The sequence below is a fragment of the Bradyrhizobium prioriisuperbiae genome, assembly GCF_032397745.1.
Taxonomy (GTDB): domain Bacteria; phylum Pseudomonadota; class Alphaproteobacteria; order Rhizobiales; family Xanthobacteraceae; genus Bradyrhizobium_A; species Bradyrhizobium_A prioriisuperbiae.
Genome location: NZ_CP135921.1, coordinates 1204611 through 1219550, shown reverse-complemented (window position 1 = coordinate 1219550; position 14940 = coordinate 1204611). Strand labels below are relative to the sequence as shown.

The following is a 14940-nucleotide window of genomic DNA, read 5'->3' as shown; positions in this document are numbered from 1 at the left end:
GATCGGCATTTTGTCGGTTTAGAGCATGATCCGGATCAGGGGGAAACCGGTTTTGCCGATCACGTGGGACGCGGCTGTGCAGGAGCTTTTGTCCGCGGCAAATCCTCTGTCGGCAACGGCACCTCGGCCTGCAGGTGCGGGGCGGTCTCCGGCATGAAGACCACGTAGACCACCAGCCCGACAACGGCGACGGCGGCGAGAAACAGGAACGCTGCGCTGTAGCCCGCGCCGACCACGATCACGCCGGCAGCCGTCGTGCTCAACGCGCCGCCGATGCCGAGTGCGGTGGCAATGGCGCCTTGGCTGACATTGAAGTGCCCGGTGCCGTGGGTCAGATCCGCCACCACCAGTGGAAACAGCGCGCCGAAAATCCCCGCGCCGACGCCGTCGAGACATTGTACGCCGACCAGCCAGTAGGGATTGTCGGACACCGGATACAACGCGCCGCGCAGGGCCAGCACGCCGAGCGCCACCGCGAACAGCGGCTTGCGGCCCCAGATGTCGGCGGTGCGGCCAACCAGGATTGCGACCGGCACCATCACCAGCTGCGCCGCCACGATGCAGACCGACATCAGTGTGGTGCCGAGAGTCTGGTTCACCAGCGCGAGCTTCTGTCCGACCAGCGGCAGCATCGCGGCATTGGCGAAGTGAAACAGCACGGTTGCCGCTGCGAAGATCAGCAGCGGCTTGTTGGTCAGCAGCACCTTGAAGCCGGATGGCTTGTGCTGCGCCGCTGCAGCCGTGTCGCCGTCGAGGCCGCGGGCGACGTCATGATCGATCGCCGCCGCCGGCACCGCCAGCGTCGACACGATGCTGCCGATGGCCATGGCCGCCAGCAGCCAGAACACCACCACGGGGCCGAACACGTAGGCAAGCCCGCCCGCCAGCAGCGCCGCGGTGGCGTTGCCGGCATGATTGAAGGCTTCGTTGCGTCCGATGCGGGCGGCAAGCGCCTTGGGACCGACAATGCCGAGGGTGATGGCCGCAATCGCCGGCGCGAACACCGATCCGGCCGCCCCGGTCAGTCCCTGGGTGGCCGCGACCAGCCAGAAATTCGAGATCAGCGGTAGCAGCAGCGAGCCCAGCGTCACAATAACAGCGGCCGTGATGATCAGCCCGCGCTTGGCCCTGATATGATCGACCAGGGCGCCGGCCGGGGTCTGGGCGGCGATCCCCGCCAGCGCCGCGATCGACATCACGAGACCGATCTGCGCCTCGTTCCATTGCTGAACCGTGAGCAGGTAGATGGCGAGATAGGGCCCCAGTCCGTCGCGGACGTCGGCCAGGAAGAAATTGAGGGCGTCCAGAGGTCGGCGGGCCGGTTCACCCTTGGACGTCATGGGGGCTCGTGTCTCCGCAAAACAACCCTGTCCGAATGCGCCACGGCCGCATTGGTTCCCGGCAGAATACAGCGGCCGGGCCGCGCTGGAAGCGGGACAGGCTTGCAGGCGCCGTCGCCGGAGTGACATTTTTTGGAATTTTCGTCGGCCGCTGTCGATCTGCCGCCGCCCCGTTCGACTGGGGGTTGAGCTATCCTGCTCGCCAATCAGTGCGTATTCCGCAAAAGTGGATACCGGCTTTGCGATCGGAATACGCACGAGAATAATGGAGCGATCCCATGCAATATCTGCTGCTGATCTATCGGAACGAGGCTGAAATGATGGCGCTGTCGGATGCCGAGAGAACGGCGATGACCGCCGAATACGGCGTCTTTACCCAGGGCATCATCCAGAGTGGTCACTACAAGGGTGGTGAGCGACTGCACCCGGTCGCGGCATCGACCACGGTCCGGGTTCGTAACGGCAAGACCCTGACCACCGACGGGCCGTTCGCGGAAACCCGCGAACAGCTCGGCGGCTATTACATGATCGAAGCCAAGGATCTCGACGAAGCCTCCGCCATCGCCGCCCGAATTCCGGGCGCGCGGGACGGTACGATCGAGGTGCGCCCGGTGTGGGCCATGAGCTGATGCCGGCGTGAGCGATAGCGACACCGAGCGTGTCTTCCGGACTGAGGCGGGTCGTGTCCTGGCGACACTGATCCGCCTGGTCGGTGATTTCGAACTGGCCGAAGAGGGGTTGCAGGAAGCCTTCGCGGCGGCGCTGCAGCAGTGGCCGGGGTCGGGGATGCCGTCCAATCCGCGGGCCTGGCTGGTCAATGTCGGGCGGCACAAAGCCATCGATCGCGTGCGCCGCGAGAGGATGTTCCGCGATCGGCAACGGGCGATGGAGATCGAAGCCGCGATCGACAGCCAGGCGGTCCCCATTGAGGGGTGGGACGCTCTCGACGACGACATGCTGCGGCTGGTCTTCACCTGCTGTCATCCGTCCCTGAATACGGAGATCCAGGTCGCGCTGACGTTGCGGGCGGTGTGTGGCCTGTCCACCGAAGCGGTCGCGCGGGCGTTTCTGGTCAGCGAAGAGACGATGGCGCAGCGCCTGGTGCGTGCCAAAACCAAAATCCGCGTTGCGGGGATTCCCTACCAGACGCCCGAATCCGACCGTCTCGACGAGCGCGTCGATGGTGTGCTGGCGGTGATCTATCAGGTGTTCACCGAAGGCTATGCACCGACCACGGGTCACGATCTGATCCGCGCCGATCTGTCCAGCGAAGCGATCCGGCTCGGCCGTTTGCTTCAAACGCTGATGCCGGAGCGCGCCGCCATTCTCGGACTGCTGGCTCTGATGCTGCTGCACGATGCGCGACGCGGAGCGCGGACGACTCCGGAGGGCGATCTCATTCAGCTCGAATACCAGGACCGCACGCGATGGGATCGCGCGCAGATCGTTGAAGGCGCGGCTCTGGTGGATCGTGCGCTGCGTGGTCCGGGATTGCCCAGCGTTTATGCGGTCCAGGCGGCCATTGCAGCGCTGCATGCCCAGGCCGAACGGTTTGCGGCGACCGACTGGCCACAGATCGTCGGTCTCTACGATGTGCTGCTGCGGCTGCATCCCTCGCCGGTGGTGGCGCTCAATCATGCCGCGGCCGTCTCGATGGTGGACGGGCCGCAGAAGGCCCTCAATCTGGTCGATGCGCTGGCGGTACGCGAACGTCTCGCCGGCTACCATCTGTTGCCCGCGGTGCGCGCTGACCTGCTGCGCCGGCTGGACCGGATCACGGAGGCGCGACAGGCCTATCGCGACGCGCTCGCGCTGGTGCGGCTGGAGCCGGAACGGCGCTGGCTGGAGAAGCGGCTGGCCGAGCTCGGTTGAGGAAGCTTTGCGGCCGCGCAATCATACGCCCGACTGTGCACTCAGCTCCGCCCAGTCGAATTCTTCTTCCAGCAAATGAAAGGCGTCGTCGCCGATCACGCCGGTGTCGCGCAGTCTCAAAAGAGAGCGCCGCGCCGCCTCGATCGCGCGTCGCCGCATCGGATCGGCCGGGAGCTCGCCGGAGATCCGGCCGTCGGGATCATTCTCCGCGCGCAGCAGCACCGCGCTGTACTCCAGCCGCAGCACCTCGGCTTCTTCCGACGGATCACTGCTGATCTCGGCAAGCGCCGCGCGATAGGCGATCGCGCGTGCGTGCGAGACCTCGCGCTCCACCGGGTTGTCATCCTTGAGCCCAAGGGCCGCGATCAGCGGCCGCAACGTCAGGCCCTGGATCACCAGCGTGCCCAGCACCACGGCAAAAGCCGTCAGCAGCATCAGGTCGCGATGCGGGAATTGCTCGGGCAGTGCGACGGCGGCGGCGAGCGTGACGATGCCGCGCATGCCGCACCAGGAGACGACCAGGCCGCCCTGCAGCGTCGGCGGCATGCGGGGCAAATCGGTGCGGCGGCCGAAACGCGTCATCATCAGCCGCACCAGCGTGTTGTAGGACATCACCCAGACCAGGCGCGCGACAACGACCGTGACCAGCACCGCGCCAGCCACCACCGAATAGTCGAAGCGAAGGGTATCGTCCATTCGCTCCCAGATCGGTCGCAGTTGCATGCCGATCAGCATGAACGCCAGCACGTTGAGCAGAAACACCGTGGTTTCCCAGACCGCGTAGGACGGCACGCGCAGCCGGGCCGGTGTTCGCGCCGGCGCGGTCCGGGCGATGGTGATGGCATAAGCCACGATGGTCAGGATGCCGGACAGGCCGAGATGCTCGGCCAGAATCCATACCGTGAAGGTGCCGGCGAACTGCACGATGATCGCGCTGGGAACATCGGTGATGCGCGTGCTCAGCAGCATCGAGAGCTTGGCGAAGAGATAACCTGCGATCAGGCTGCCGAGCAGGGCCAGGGCGATGGTCGGCGCGAAGGACTCCCAGCTGAAATGCCGCGTCACCGCAACGCCGACGGCGATGCGGTAGATCAGCAGCGCGCTGGCGTCGTTGAGCAGGCTCTCGCCCTCCAGGATCTTGAGAATGCGATAGGGCAGCTTGACCGAGCGCAGGATGGCGGTGGCCGCCGCAGCATCGGGCGGCGCGACAATGGCGCCGAGCGCGATCGCCGCCGACCACGGCAGGTCCGGCACCAGCCAGCGCGCGACCACCGCAACGCAGGCGGTTGTCACGCCCACGGCCACGAACACCAGGGTCGTGACCGGCAGCCAGTTGTCGCGCAGATCGCGCAGCGAGGTGTCGTAGGCCGCGTCGAGCAGCACCGGCGCGACAAACAGGGCCAGCGCCAGTTCCGGCTCCAGCGCCCAGGCCGGGGCCCAGGGCAGGAACGCCAGCAGCATGCCGCCGACGGCGAGGAAGGTCGGATAGGGAATGCCCAGCCGCCGCGCCAGCGCCGACACGATGACCGAGGCCACCAGTAGGCCGATAATCCATTCAAATGTGATCAAAACGGTTCCTTGGTCTGATGGCGGTAGTGCTGAGCGAGGCGGGAAACCCTGACCTTCCATTATATTGCCGGGGGGAACCGATGCCAGTTTTTTGAACCGGACGGTTGCGGCCGCAGACTATGATGAAGTGAATTTGCACGCGCGGTGAAACCGCTTGTCGGGAGTTCGATGATGCGGGTCGCTTCGGTTCTGGTTTCGGCTGCGACGTTGGCGATGGCTTGGTGCATGGTTTGGCCGGCTCTCGCGCAAACGGCAACAGATCCGGTCGCGTGTCTCGCCGACAGCAAAGCGCCCGCGGACCGGCTGATTGAAAGCTGCGGCGCCCTGATCGATAACACCGCGACCGCAGACGTGGATCGCGTGTTCGCGCTGGTCACGCGCGCGCGCGCGTTCGATGGCAAGGGACAGACGGATCGGGCGATGGTTGATCTCGATCGCGCCATCAAGCTGGATGCCGGCAGCGCGCCGGCATTTCGTTTGCGCGGCGATCTGCTGCGCCGCGCCGGCGGCGATCTCGACCGCGCGGTTGCGGATTTCAATGAAGCCATCCGGCTCAACCCGAATGACGCCGCCGCGTTCGGCCAGCGCGGCATCGTCTTCAACAACCAGCGCAGATACGATCGCGCGATCGAGGATTACAATGAGGCGATCCGGCTCGATCCGAATTTCGCCCAGGCGTTTTCCGATCGGGGCGCCGCATATTATTTCAAGGGCGACTATCAGGCCGCGATCCGGGACTACGGCCAGGCGATCCAGCTCGATCCCAACCGGCCCCGGACCTTCACCAACCGCGGCGCGGCCTACAGGAAAATCGGCCGCAACGATCTTGCGCTGCTGGACAATAGTGAAGCCATCCGGCTCGATCCGACGGTGCCGGAATATTTCGACAATCGCGGCCTGGCCTATGCGGGCAGCAGTGACTACGACAAGGCGATCGCTGATTACAGCGAGGCCATCCGCCTCCGTCCAGCGGCGAATTTCCTGACCAACCGCGGCGATTCCTACCAGTTCAGGGGCGATTTCGATCGCGCGCTGGTGGATTACGATGCGGCGCTGCGGCTCGATCCGAAATTCCTGCTCGCCTACAACAACCGCGCCGTGGTCTGGCGCAAGAGGGGCGATCGCGTCAAGGCGCTGGCCGACTATGAGGCCGCGCTGCGGATCGATCCGCGCTTCGAGAATGCAGTGGCCGGCCGCAAGTCGCTGGCGCTGGAGATCGAGCGCGTCGGTGCGCATATGCCGCTGCAGCCGCCCGCCACTAACACGGCGATCACCAAGGCAGTCCCGTCGTTCGACTGCGCCACGGCGAAGCGTGCGGTGGAGAAAGTGATCTGCGCTGATCCGCGTCTGAGCCAGCTCGACCGCGAGATCAACGAGACCTATGCCGGGATGATCAAAGCGGCCGCGGGCGGCAACCGGCGCGCTGCGGAAACGCTGCGCGATCAGCAGCGCGAATTCGTCGCCACCCGCAATGCCTCATTCGGCAAGCCGGACTATGATGTCCGCGATGTCCTGGAAAAGCAGCTCGCGCGTTTGCGCGCGACAAAGGCGTCGGCCAACTGACCGCGTGCGACGGGCTGCAGCGACATCGAGTCGGTAGTTTTACGCGATGCGATGACATCATCGTACCCTCGCGTGGGCTCTTAACTTTGACGGGTTACGTTAAAACCGGGTTCGCATTGAACCGTTGGTGGCGATACTCTCATGTGGGGCGATGAGCATCGACGACGATATCTATGAACACGACGAGCACGGCAATCGCGTGCTGATCGGGTTGACGTTCGCGGAAACCGAAGAGTTCTTCCAGCTCGATGCCACGATCGCCGATCCGAAAACGCTGCCGCCCCTGTCGGCCGACGAATGGCGGTCGCCGGACGAGAAGCGATGGCTCGAGCTGTTCGAGAAGCACCAGGCCGCGCTTCCGCCGATTCCCGGCCGTCCAAAGCCTCAGCCATAAAGCCTCCGTCACGACGCTGCGCGATCAGACCGGCTTCTTCCGCAGGAAGATATGGTACATCGCCTTGAGCGGCGGCGGCGAAATGGCATGAGCGACCAGGAACAGGCCGTAAAAAACCGACGATGAGAAGTGATACGCCGGTTCGGAATCCCAGGTGTGCGAAAAGTGGTCGTAGCGCGCCGGATCGAAATGCTGGCGCAGTGCGCTGGGACTGTTGAGGCGGTAGAACGCCGGGAAAATGTCGTGCTCCTTGCGGCCCGGCTGCGCCATGCCGACCGTGCGCAGGCGAAACGCTTCCGGTATCGCCCTGTTCAGAAACGCGATGTATCCGAACCGATTGGGTGTGCGGGCGCAGATCCAGCCGCCGGGCACCAGGATGCGGTCGAATTCACGCGCCACGATGGCGGGATCTTCGAGATGCTCGAACACATGGTCCGACAGAATGATATCGACCGAGCGATCTTCCAGCGGCAGCTGTCCCAGATTGTCGAGCACGATCGCCTCGTCGATCGCCGGGTTGGTTGTGACGATCGGATCGATGTCGGCACCGATGACCTTGCGCACCTTGCCCTGGATGCGACTGAGCTGGCGGCGGAACGGAACCGGATCGTCGAGATGCGGTGCGCCACGTCCCGCACCGTAATCGAGCACGACGGCGTCGGGATGCAAGATCGAATTGACGCGTTGATAGAACTGGATCGTTCCGTCAAGACGCGAGAATCCCCCCGCATTGATCTCGGGAAAGAAATTCGCGCTGATATCTGGGCGGATCATCTGGTCTTCCCAACTGAATCGAGCTTGACGCGACCTCTGCGTCAATAAAGAGCTGTCGCCAATCAATCGTTCTCGTGACCGTGCGTCTGCGCAAGACACCTGCAAACAAGACACCTGCGCGCATCGCAGCAGTGGGTTCTGGTAGAGAAGTGCGTTCTGGTAGAGTGGTGCCTGCCGGTCGAAAAATCAGCCGCACAAACGCTGCGCTGGAGATCGGCAAGTTGCCGATCCGACCAGAGCAGCCAGCCGTTTTCCCGTTAACCAACACGCACCGTCTCCGGCATCTGCGGCACAGATACTTGCAGCAATAAATCAATGTGCCGAACTGAGCCCAATGGTCAACCCAAAACACGTGGGTATCGTTACCGGCGTTTGGAGGTGCTGGCGCGAACGCTCGTTCCCTCCATTATAGGCCCGACGCTGCGACCGTCTCAGTGGGGTCTGTGTTCTCTACGCAATGATCCTGATCCACCCGTTGTGCCGCCGCATTCGAGATCCGGGCATGGTGATGATGCGAAATGCCGCGCTGCGGTCGTTTCGGCTTGAACTGGCATGCAATCCCATGACAATGACGTCCCAAAAGGTGAGCGTGTCCAGCGCCAATAGGGGCTGCGGGAACAGGCTCCGGGACGTTCGGGAGAGACGATGTGATGACGGCCATCAGCCGCTACAATGAGGTTTATGCACGGGCGATGCGCGATCCCGAGGCCTTCTGGGCCGAGGCGGCGCGCGAGATCGACTGGATCGAATTCCCGAAAACCATCTTCGATCCCGCTCAGGGCGTCTATGGCCGCTGGTTTGCCGATGGCGTGCTGAACACCTGTTTTAATGCACTGGATCGCCAGGTGGCGAACGGCCGCGCCGATCAGGTGGCGCTGATCCATGATTCGCCGCTGTCGGACAGCGTCACCAAATTGACCTATCGCGAGATGCTGCGGGAGGTGGCGGCGCTGGCCGCGGTCATGCAGGATTTCGGCGTGACCAAGGGCGACCGGGTGCTGCTCTACATGCCGATGGTGCCGGAGGCGGTGGTTGCAATGCTGGCCTGCGCCCGCATCGGGGCGGTGCATTCCGTGGTGTTCGGCGGTTTTGCCGCCAAGGAGCTCGCCACCCGGATCGACGACGCCCAGCCGAAGTTGATTTTGTCCGCAAGCTGCGGGCTGGAGCCCGGCCGCATCGTCGCTTACAAGCCGCTGCTCGACGAGGCGATCAGGCTGGCCACAGCCAAACCCGAAGCCTGTTTTGTCTTGCAGCGCCCGCAGCAGCGCTGCGATCTGGTCGCGGGTCGCGACCACGACTGGGCGAGCTTGCGCATGACGGCGCTTGCGGCCAACAAATCCGCGCCATGCGTGCCGGTAAAGGCAACCGATCCGCTCTATATTCTCTACACATCGGGCACCACCGGCATTCCCAAGGGCGTGGTGCGCGACAATGGCGGCCATGCGGTGGCGCTGAAATGGTCGATGTTCAATCTCTACGGCGTCAACCCCGGCGACGTCTGGTGGTGCGCCTCCGATATCGGCTGGGTGGTCGGTCACAGCTACATCATCTATGCGCCGCTGTTCCATGGCGCGACGTCGATCATGTACGAGGGCAAGCCGGTCGGCACGCCCGACGCCGGCGCGTTCTGGCGGGTGATTTCGCAGCACAAGGCGGTGGCGTTGTTCACCGCGCCGACCGCGTTTCGCGCCATCAAGAAGGATGATCCCAACGGCGAGTTCATCCGCAAGCACGACCTCTCGCAGTTCCGCACCTTGTTCCTCGCGGGCGAGCGCGCCGATCCGCCGACGGTGGAATGGGCGGAACAGCAATTGAACGTGCCCGCCATCGACCACTGGTGGCAGACCGAAACCGGCTGGTGCATCGCCGGCAATCCGGTCGGTCTCGGGCAATTGCCGGTGAAGCACGGCTCGCCCACTGTGCCGATGCCGGGTTATCAGGTCGACGTGGTGGATGAGGCGGCGAGGCCGGTGCCGGCGGGCACCATGGGCTCGATCGTGATCAAGCTGCCGATGCCGCCGGCCTGCCTGCCCACGCTGTGGCGGCAGGACGACCGTTTTCACGATGCCTATCTGGCGGAGTTCCCCGGCTACTACAAAACCTCCGACGCCGGCTACAGGGATGCCGACGGTTATGTGTTCGTGATGGGCCGCACCGACGACATCATCAATGTCGCGGGACATCGGCTGTCCACCGGCGGCATGGAGGAGGTGCTGGCGTCCCATCCGGACGTGGCCGAGTGCGCGGTGCTTGGCATCAAGGATCAGCTCAAGGGCGAGGTGCCCTGCGGTTTCCTGGTGCTGAAGGCCGGTGTGGCCAAAGCGCCCGCCGAGGTCGAGAAAGACGTCGTGGCCCTGGTGCGCGACCGCATCGGGCCGGTGGCCGCCTTCAAGCTCGCGATCACCGTGGCGCGGCTGCCGAAGACCCGCTCGGGCAAGATCCTGCGTGGCACCATGAAAAAGATCGCCGATGGCGATGCCTGGACCATGCCCGCCACCATCGACGATCCCATCATCCTGGACGAAATCGGAACCGCGCTGAAGCAAAAGGGTGTGGGGGCCTAGTGTGGCGTTTCCGAAATCCCCCTCAACATCGCGGCGATCTCTTCGAGGGGGATTTCGGAAACATAAGCCACACTAGAATCTAAAGTTTTCTAGTGTCCTGATCGAATTCGAAGTTCGTCTCAGACGTGCTGCTAAGTGATACGAACTTCGAATTCGGGACACTAGATCGCCGATCTCGCGGCAAGTCCCTCAATAAATGCCGATAATTGCGATCTCCGCCTTTACAAATCCACGATTTTGGTTCGACAGTCTGCCGCGATTGAGGGACGTACGAAGCGGGACCAATATGCGCCGATCGACAATGAAATTTTTGCTAGCTGCGGGATTACTCGGTGTCCTGCTCGGCGGCTGCGCCTCGCAGCAGGAACAGCCGGCGGCAGCCGCGGCCGTGCCTGCGCCCGATGATGACGCGTATTGCCGGGCCAGGGGCCTCAAGGCGGGATCCGACGAATACGTCAATTGCCGCCGCGATCGCGATCATATCGCCACCACGATGCAATCGCAGAAGAGCAAGGGGGATCTGCGCAAGATCCAGGACTACATGATGGAGAACAAGTAGCGTTGCGCGCGTAACACCGCGGGTGCGGGGTGCGTAACTTGCCGGGCACAAAAGGACATCGGGATATCATGGTCTTCGGATTTGCAGTTCTCAGGCGGGCGCTCGTCGCATCACTGATCGGTACGGTGGTCGCGATCTGCGCGCCGGGCGGCGTGCGCGCGGAAGACGACGATGTCCTCTCGCGCGACAGCGTGCTGCGTGACCGCGACATTCCGGCGTTCGGAAATCCCGACGGCGATATCACCATCGTCGAATACTTCGATTACCAGTGCCCTTACTGCAAGAAGGTGGCGCCGGATCTGGCGCAGGTGGTGAAAGAGGACGGCAAGGTGCGGCTGGTGATGAAGGACTGGCCGATCCTCGGTCCGCCTTCGGATCTCGCCGCGCGGCTGGTGCTGGCGGCGCGTTACCAGGACAAATACCAGGCGAGCCATGACGCGCTGATCGGTTTGACCGGCCGTCTCACCGAGACCACTCTGCGCGAGGCGTTGAGCAAGGCCGGCGTCGACCTCGTCAAGGCCGATGCCGATCTCGTCGCCCGCAAGAGCGAGATCGATGCGGTGCTGAAGCGCAACAACACCCAGGCCGAAGCCTTTGGTTTCCGCGGCACGCCCGCCTTCATCGTCGGCACATTCCGCGTGCCCGGCGTGCTCGATGCGGCGATGTTCAAGCGCGCGATTGCGGACGCCCGTGCGGCGGCGAAGCCGCCGAAGTAAGTCAGAGTTGGCATGGACATCAAGGTCAGGGACAGTAACGGCGCTATCCTGAGCGAGGGTGATTCCGTTACCCTCATCAAGGATCTGAAGCTGAAGGGCTCCTCCACCGTGCTCAAGCGCGGCTCGATGATCAGGAATATTCATCTCACCGAGAACGAGGACGAGATCGAAGGTCGCACCGACAAGGTGAAAGGTCTGGTGCTCCGGACCGAGTTCCTAAAAAAGGCATGAGGCCTGATTTCATTCAGGTTTTCAGGGTTTCTGGTTCCCAGAAACAGCTGGCTATTGCAGCTGAAAGGGCGCAGGCTCGATCGATGTTCGACTATCGCGCCGGCGCGGAACTGTATTCCGGGCATGCCGGGATGAAAGCTCGCAAGAAAATTGGATATCGGCGCTTTCCGCAGGCTGCGGAAGCGATCCAGTTTGCCATCGAAACGCTGGATCCGGCGCTGCTTCATGGCGCGATGCTCGAAGTCAACGAGGAGCGTTTCAACGCCAGCGAAATTCGGCGCCTCTATGATGACGGCGATTATCCGCTGCAGCGACGTCCGGTCGCCAGCGTGGTTGTATGATCATGACCATGACCCGATCGCGGCGAGAGACGATCGTGTTCAAGCATCCGTTCCGGATTGCCAGCATCGAACGGCTGTTGCCGGCGGGTGCTTATGAGGTCGTGACCGACGAAGAAATGATCGAAGGCCTGTCGTTTCCGAGTTTTCGGCGCGCCGCCACCATGATGATGGTGCCGGCGGCGCCATCCCGCAGTTCATCCGCTGAGATGATCTCGATCGGTTCGATCGAATTGTCGGATGCGCAGCCGATCGATGCGATCGCATCCCGTGAGTGAAACGCCCGTCGATCTCGACAAGCATCGTGGCATGGCGGCCCAGAAGGCGACCGATATCAGGCGATCGCTGGCGGAGGTCGAAGCCAATGCGCGCGTGTTGCGGGATCGGCAGCGTCTTCTTGAGACCGAGTTGATTTCGGTGCCTGCGGCGTCATGGCCGGAGGCGGCGGCGAAAGCGCGTTATGTCCTGAATTTATATGCGGCGGCGCTCGGCCCGCAGGATTCGCAGCATCGCGATCTGGTGGCCGCCGTGTTGGCGGACTTCGCGAGGCTCTCCAAAGATATCTAAAAAGTATATCTGAAAAGCATTCTTGAAAGGGATACCTGAACAGTATCCGGTCGTTGCCGGCGAACGATCGATCTGACGACACGCGTTTGACCGGCCGGTCGGCGCTTCATCAAAAAGGAAATGCTATGGATATTCTCTCCCCGCGCCAGGTCAAAACCGAGGAGTCTCTGCGGCTCGGGGTTGGAGCCGGCTGGTACAGCACGAAGGTGAGCGGGACATTCGTCACCGGCCCGCACGCCACTCACGAGGAATGTCTTTCCAAGATCGCGGAGCTCAATCCTCCTCCGCCCAAGAAGCGGAAGTTCTAGAGCGTTTTCGAGCGAAGTGGATACCGGTTCGCGTGAAGAAAACGCGTCAAAACAAAAAGCTAGAGCCTCTGTCGTGATTCAACCAGAACGGAAAAGGCTCTAGAAGCATGATCCGGAAAGTTTGGTCTGAATTCCGGCTGCGTAAATGCAGCACAAAAACAACGTCCTCACCCATGGGTGAGGACGCAACCGACGTCGGCGGGATCCCGGTACATCCGCGGTGATCCCGCGCCAACCGTCGTAACTTTTAGCCGAGGCTGAGGTTCTCAGCGCTGACCTTGCCGCGCATCTTGTCGGTCTTCAGCTCGTACGAGAGCTTCTGGCCTTCATTGAGCGAGCTCAAACCAGCGCGTTCGACGGCGCTGATGTGGACGAAAACGTCCTGCGAGCCATCGCTCGGCTGAATGAAACCGAAGCCCTTCTGGGCGTTAAACCACTTCACTGTTCCGCTTGCCATTTATCTTCTCCAAAACGCGCTAATGCGCAAATGCTGCCCGCACGACCACCGTGCAGGTACGATCCGATCTTCAGCGATGTCTTGGGGAAAGGAGCCACAAGGGCGCGCTCAACAAGCCAGAGCTACAACTCGAATCCGGACTATATACACGAGGGTCACCGAGATTACAAGGGTGGGCGAATCGGCCGTGTTTTGCCGCTATTTTGCCTGATTTGCTGATGTGACGGTTCCATCATTCAGCGGTGCGCGCGCCGATCTCCGGTCGGTTGTTCAGCCCGGGCAGTGATGCGATCGCCGTGGCAACGCGCTCGGCCTGTCGTGCGACATCAGGCACGCCCATCAGTTCTCCGAACGTGCCGCGCGCCAAGGGGCCGGCCACGAACAGCTGATGTTGCGCTTGTCCGTTCGCACTCAGCACGCGGCTGCCGTGATCGACGGCGATGCCGAGGCCATAGACGTCAGGAGAAGCGAGGCCGTTCTGCTGCAGATTGTGCAGCAATGGATCGTCGTGAAACAGGCTGCCATGCGCTGGGCCGGTCGCGAGAATGATCCGGTCGACCGTGAGTGTATTGGTCTCGTGCGTGCGCCGATCGCGCAGCGTCACCCGCAGGCCATCGTCGCCACGTGCGGCGGATTGAATCGCGGCCGCGCGCAGTGCCAGCTGACCGTTTTCGCGCAGTCGCTCCAGCACCGCATGAACCTGCGGCGCGAGACGAAACCGGTGCGTATCCCAGAACGGCCGCAGATGGTGCAGCAGGCGTTGGCGCTCAGTGACGGGCAGCGCCTGCCAGATGCTGCTGCCCTGCAGGCGGACCTGGTCGAGCACGGCATGCCAGGAGAGGCCTTCGGTTGCGGCCTGCGCAAGCGTGCGCCGGATCTCGCGCAGCAACGCCGTTGCCGTTGACGGAGGCGGGTTCAGGAAGTCGCCATACGGGTCTTGGGGAGTCGTGGCGTGTGTTTGCGCGCGCTGGCCGCGCCGCGAGATCGCGGTGATCGTGCCGCGATGACCTTGCCGGTCCAGCGTGGCGACGATATCGGCCATGGTCAGCCCGGTGCCGACAATCAGAGCGCGTGCGTCGGCGTCGATCGCCTCCAAGGCGCGCGCCTGCCAGGGATTGGTGACGATGACGTCGCTGCCTGCGAGCGCCCGAAGCGAGGAGGGAATGGTTGGCGCCGGATGGCAAATCGCCAGCACCACGATATCGGCATCGATGCAACGGCCGTCATCGCAAGTGAGGCGATAGCGATCGGCCACGCGAACGATGTCGGCGACCTTGCCGCGCACATGCGACAGGGTCTCGATGAGGGCTACCTGTTCGCCGATGTAACGGCCGAACGCATCACGCGATGGAAACTGCCGCCCGTCCGGCAGGCCGGCGTGCGGATCGGATCGCACCAGCTCCGAGGCCGTGAACCAGCGGTCGAAATGACCGGGATCGTCGGCATAGAGCACCATCCGCGCGGCAGGAACGTTGATCCGGTGCACCGGATCGCTGGTGCTGTAGGCCAACCCTCGCCCGATCGTGTCGCGGGGCTCGATGATGACGATCTCGGCCGTATCGGGCGCGAACGTGTTGAGAAACAGCGCGACCGCGGCGCCGGAGACGCCGCCGCCCACGATCGCGACGGTGGGATGTCCGCTCGGGCGATGGTGCAGATTCATATCGATATCACCGGGACGACAAAGT

The 14940-nt window shown here is 63.2% G+C and carries 17 protein-coding genes; 12 read left to right on the top strand and 5 right to left on the bottom strand.

Annotated elements, in window-relative coordinates:
- Nucleotides 1–59 precede the first annotated feature (59 nt).
- Nucleotides 60–1340 (bottom strand): MFS transporter, encoded by a 1281-nt coding sequence (locus tag RS897_RS05700; RefSeq protein ID WP_315835618.1) that lies wholly within the window; start codon nucleotides 1338–1340, stop codon nucleotides 60–62.
- Between the two features lie 278 nt (nucleotides 1341–1618).
- Here RS897_RS05700 and RS897_RS05695 point away from each other — a divergent pair, with 278 nt between their 5' ends.
- Both RS897_RS05695 and RS897_RS05690 read left to right on the top strand, forming a co-directional pair.
- Nucleotides 1619–1969, top strand: a complete 351-nt coding sequence (locus tag RS897_RS05695) for a YciI family protein (protein WP_315835617.1) — start codon at nucleotides 1619–1621, stop codon at nucleotides 1967–1969.
- A 7-nt stretch (nucleotides 1970–1976) separates the two neighbouring features.
- Nucleotides 1977–3212, top strand: coding sequence for an RNA polymerase sigma factor (locus RS897_RS05690; protein WP_315835616.1), 1236 nt, complete (start codon nucleotides 1977–1979; stop codon nucleotides 3210–3212).
- Between the two features lie 21 nt (nucleotides 3213–3233).
- Here RS897_RS05690 and RS897_RS05685 read toward each other — a convergent pair whose 3' ends face one another.
- Nucleotides 3234–4781 (bottom strand): cation:proton antiporter, encoded by a 1548-nt coding sequence (locus tag RS897_RS05685; protein WP_315835615.1) that lies wholly within the window; start codon nucleotides 4779–4781, stop codon nucleotides 3234–3236.
- A 171-nt stretch (nucleotides 4782–4952) separates the two neighbouring features.
- Between RS897_RS05685 and RS897_RS05680 the strand changes: the two genes are divergently transcribed.
- Both RS897_RS05680 and RS897_RS05675 read left to right on the top strand, forming a co-directional pair.
- Complete coding sequence (locus tag RS897_RS05680) at nucleotides 4953–6344, top strand: tetratricopeptide repeat protein (protein WP_315835614.1); 1392 nt, start codon at nucleotides 4953–4955, stop codon at nucleotides 6342–6344.
- A 151-nt stretch (nucleotides 6345–6495) separates the two neighbouring features.
- Nucleotides 6496–6738, top strand: a complete 243-nt coding sequence (locus RS897_RS05675) for a hypothetical protein (RefSeq protein WP_315835613.1) — start codon at nucleotides 6496–6498, stop codon at nucleotides 6736–6738.
- A gap of 24 nt (nucleotides 6739–6762) precedes the next feature.
- Here RS897_RS05675 and RS897_RS05670 read toward each other — a convergent pair whose 3' ends face one another.
- The gene (locus tag RS897_RS05670; protein WP_315835612.1) at nucleotides 6763–7512 is read right to left on the bottom strand and encodes a class I SAM-dependent methyltransferase; all 750 of its coding nucleotides are present in this window, start codon (nucleotides 7510–7512) and stop codon (nucleotides 6763–6765) included.
- 650 nt (nucleotides 7513–8162) lie between these two features.
- Here RS897_RS05670 and RS897_RS05665 point away from each other — a divergent pair.
- The 8 genes from RS897_RS05665 (at nucleotide 8163) to RS897_RS05630 (ending at nucleotide 12795) form a co-directional block, all read left to right on the top strand.
- Nucleotides 8163–10076 (top strand): propionyl-CoA synthetase, encoded by a 1914-nt coding sequence (locus RS897_RS05665; protein ID WP_315835611.1) that lies wholly within the window; start codon nucleotides 8163–8165, stop codon nucleotides 10074–10076.
- Between the two features lie 301 nt (nucleotides 10077–10377).
- Nucleotides 10378–10635 carry a hypothetical protein gene (locus tag RS897_RS05660; protein WP_315835610.1) on the top strand — a complete coding sequence of 86 codons (258 nt, stop codon included), beginning with the start codon at nucleotides 10378–10380 and terminating at the stop codon, nucleotides 10633–10635.
- A gap of 68 nt (nucleotides 10636–10703) precedes the next feature.
- Nucleotides 10704–11351: a DsbA family protein gene (locus RS897_RS05655; protein WP_315835609.1), complete on the top strand. Its 648-nt coding sequence runs from the start codon at nucleotides 10704–10706 to the stop codon at nucleotides 11349–11351.
- 12 nt (nucleotides 11352–11363) lie between these two features.
- Nucleotides 11364–11582, top strand: coding sequence for an alkylphosphonate utilization protein (locus RS897_RS05650; RefSeq protein ID WP_315835608.1), 219 nt, complete (start codon nucleotides 11364–11366; stop codon nucleotides 11580–11582).
- Nucleotides 11579–11923, top strand: a complete 345-nt coding sequence (locus RS897_RS05645) for a hypothetical protein (protein WP_315835607.1) — start codon at nucleotides 11579–11581, stop codon at nucleotides 11921–11923. Before RS897_RS05650 ends, RS897_RS05645 begins: the two co-directional genes overlap by 4 nt.
- Before the next feature lie 2 nt (nucleotides 11924–11925).
- Nucleotides 11926–12198 carry a hypothetical protein gene (locus tag RS897_RS05640; protein WP_315835606.1) on the top strand — a complete coding sequence of 91 codons (273 nt, stop codon included), beginning with the start codon at nucleotides 11926–11928 and terminating at the stop codon, nucleotides 12196–12198.
- Complete coding sequence (locus RS897_RS05635; RefSeq protein ID WP_315835605.1) at nucleotides 12191–12487, top strand: hypothetical protein; 297 nt, start codon at nucleotides 12191–12193, stop codon at nucleotides 12485–12487. Before RS897_RS05640 ends, RS897_RS05635 begins: the two co-directional genes overlap by 8 nt.
- 125 nt (nucleotides 12488–12612) lie before the next feature.
- Nucleotides 12613–12795 carry a hypothetical protein gene (locus RS897_RS05630; RefSeq protein WP_315835604.1) on the top strand — a complete coding sequence of 61 codons (183 nt, stop codon included), beginning with the start codon at nucleotides 12613–12615 and terminating at the stop codon, nucleotides 12793–12795.
- Nucleotides 12796–13042: 247 nt separating this feature from the next.
- Here the strand turns inward: RS897_RS05630 and RS897_RS05625 are convergent, their stop codons facing one another.
- Together RS897_RS05625 and RS897_RS05620 are read right to left on the bottom strand one after the other, a co-directional pair.
- Nucleotides 13043–13252, bottom strand: a complete 210-nt coding sequence (locus tag RS897_RS05625; RefSeq protein ID WP_315835603.1) for a cold-shock protein — start codon at nucleotides 13250–13252, stop codon at nucleotides 13043–13045.
- Nucleotides 13253–13484: 232 nt separating this feature from the next.
- A complete protein-coding gene (locus RS897_RS05620; RefSeq protein ID WP_315835602.1) occupies nucleotides 13485–14915 on the bottom strand; it encodes an FAD/NAD(P)-binding protein in 1431 nt (476 codons plus the stop codon).
- Between the last annotated feature and the right edge of the window lie 25 nt (nucleotides 14916–14940).

Coding starts and splice junctions, on each gene's coding strand:
- RS897_RS05700 (WP_315835618.1), bottom strand. CDS start 1,340: ATGACGTCCAAGGGTGAACCGGCCCGCCGACCTCTGGACGCCCTCAAT.
- RS897_RS05695 (WP_315835617.1), top strand. CDS start 1,619: ATGCAATATCTGCTGCTGATCTATCGGAACGAGGCTGAAATGATGGCG.
- RS897_RS05680 (WP_315835614.1), top strand. CDS start 4,953: ATGCGGGTCGCTTCGGTTCTGGTTTCGGCTGCGACGTTGGCGATGGCT.
- RS897_RS05675 (WP_315835613.1), top strand. CDS start 6,496: ATGAGCATCGACGACGATATCTATGAACACGACGAGCACGGCAATCGC.
- RS897_RS05670 (WP_315835612.1), bottom strand. CDS start 7,512: ATGATCCGCCCAGATATCAGCGCGAATTTCTTTCCCGAGATCAATGCG.
- RS897_RS05665 (WP_315835611.1), top strand. CDS start 8,163: ATGACGGCCATCAGCCGCTACAATGAGGTTTATGCACGGGCGATGCGC.
- RS897_RS05660 (WP_315835610.1), top strand. CDS start 10,378: ATGAAATTTTTGCTAGCTGCGGGATTACTCGGTGTCCTGCTCGGCGGC.
- RS897_RS05655 (WP_315835609.1), top strand. CDS start 10,704: ATGGTCTTCGGATTTGCAGTTCTCAGGCGGGCGCTCGTCGCATCACTG.
- RS897_RS05650 (WP_315835608.1), top strand. CDS start 11,364: ATGGACATCAAGGTCAGGGACAGTAACGGCGCTATCCTGAGCGAGGGT.
- RS897_RS05645 (WP_315835607.1), top strand. CDS start 11,579: ATGAGGCCTGATTTCATTCAGGTTTTCAGGGTTTCTGGTTCCCAGAAA.
- RS897_RS05640 (WP_315835606.1), top strand. CDS start 11,926: ATGACCATGACCCGATCGCGGCGAGAGACGATCGTGTTCAAGCATCCG.
- RS897_RS05630 (WP_315835604.1), top strand. CDS start 12,613: ATGGATATTCTCTCCCCGCGCCAGGTCAAAACCGAGGAGTCTCTGCGG.
- RS897_RS05625 (WP_315835603.1), bottom strand. CDS start 13,252: ATGGCAAGCGGAACAGTGAAGTGGTTTAACGCCCAGAAGGGCTTCGGT.
- RS897_RS05620 (WP_315835602.1), bottom strand. CDS start 14,915: ATGAATCTGCACCATCGCCCGAGCGGACATCCCACCGTCGCGATCGTG.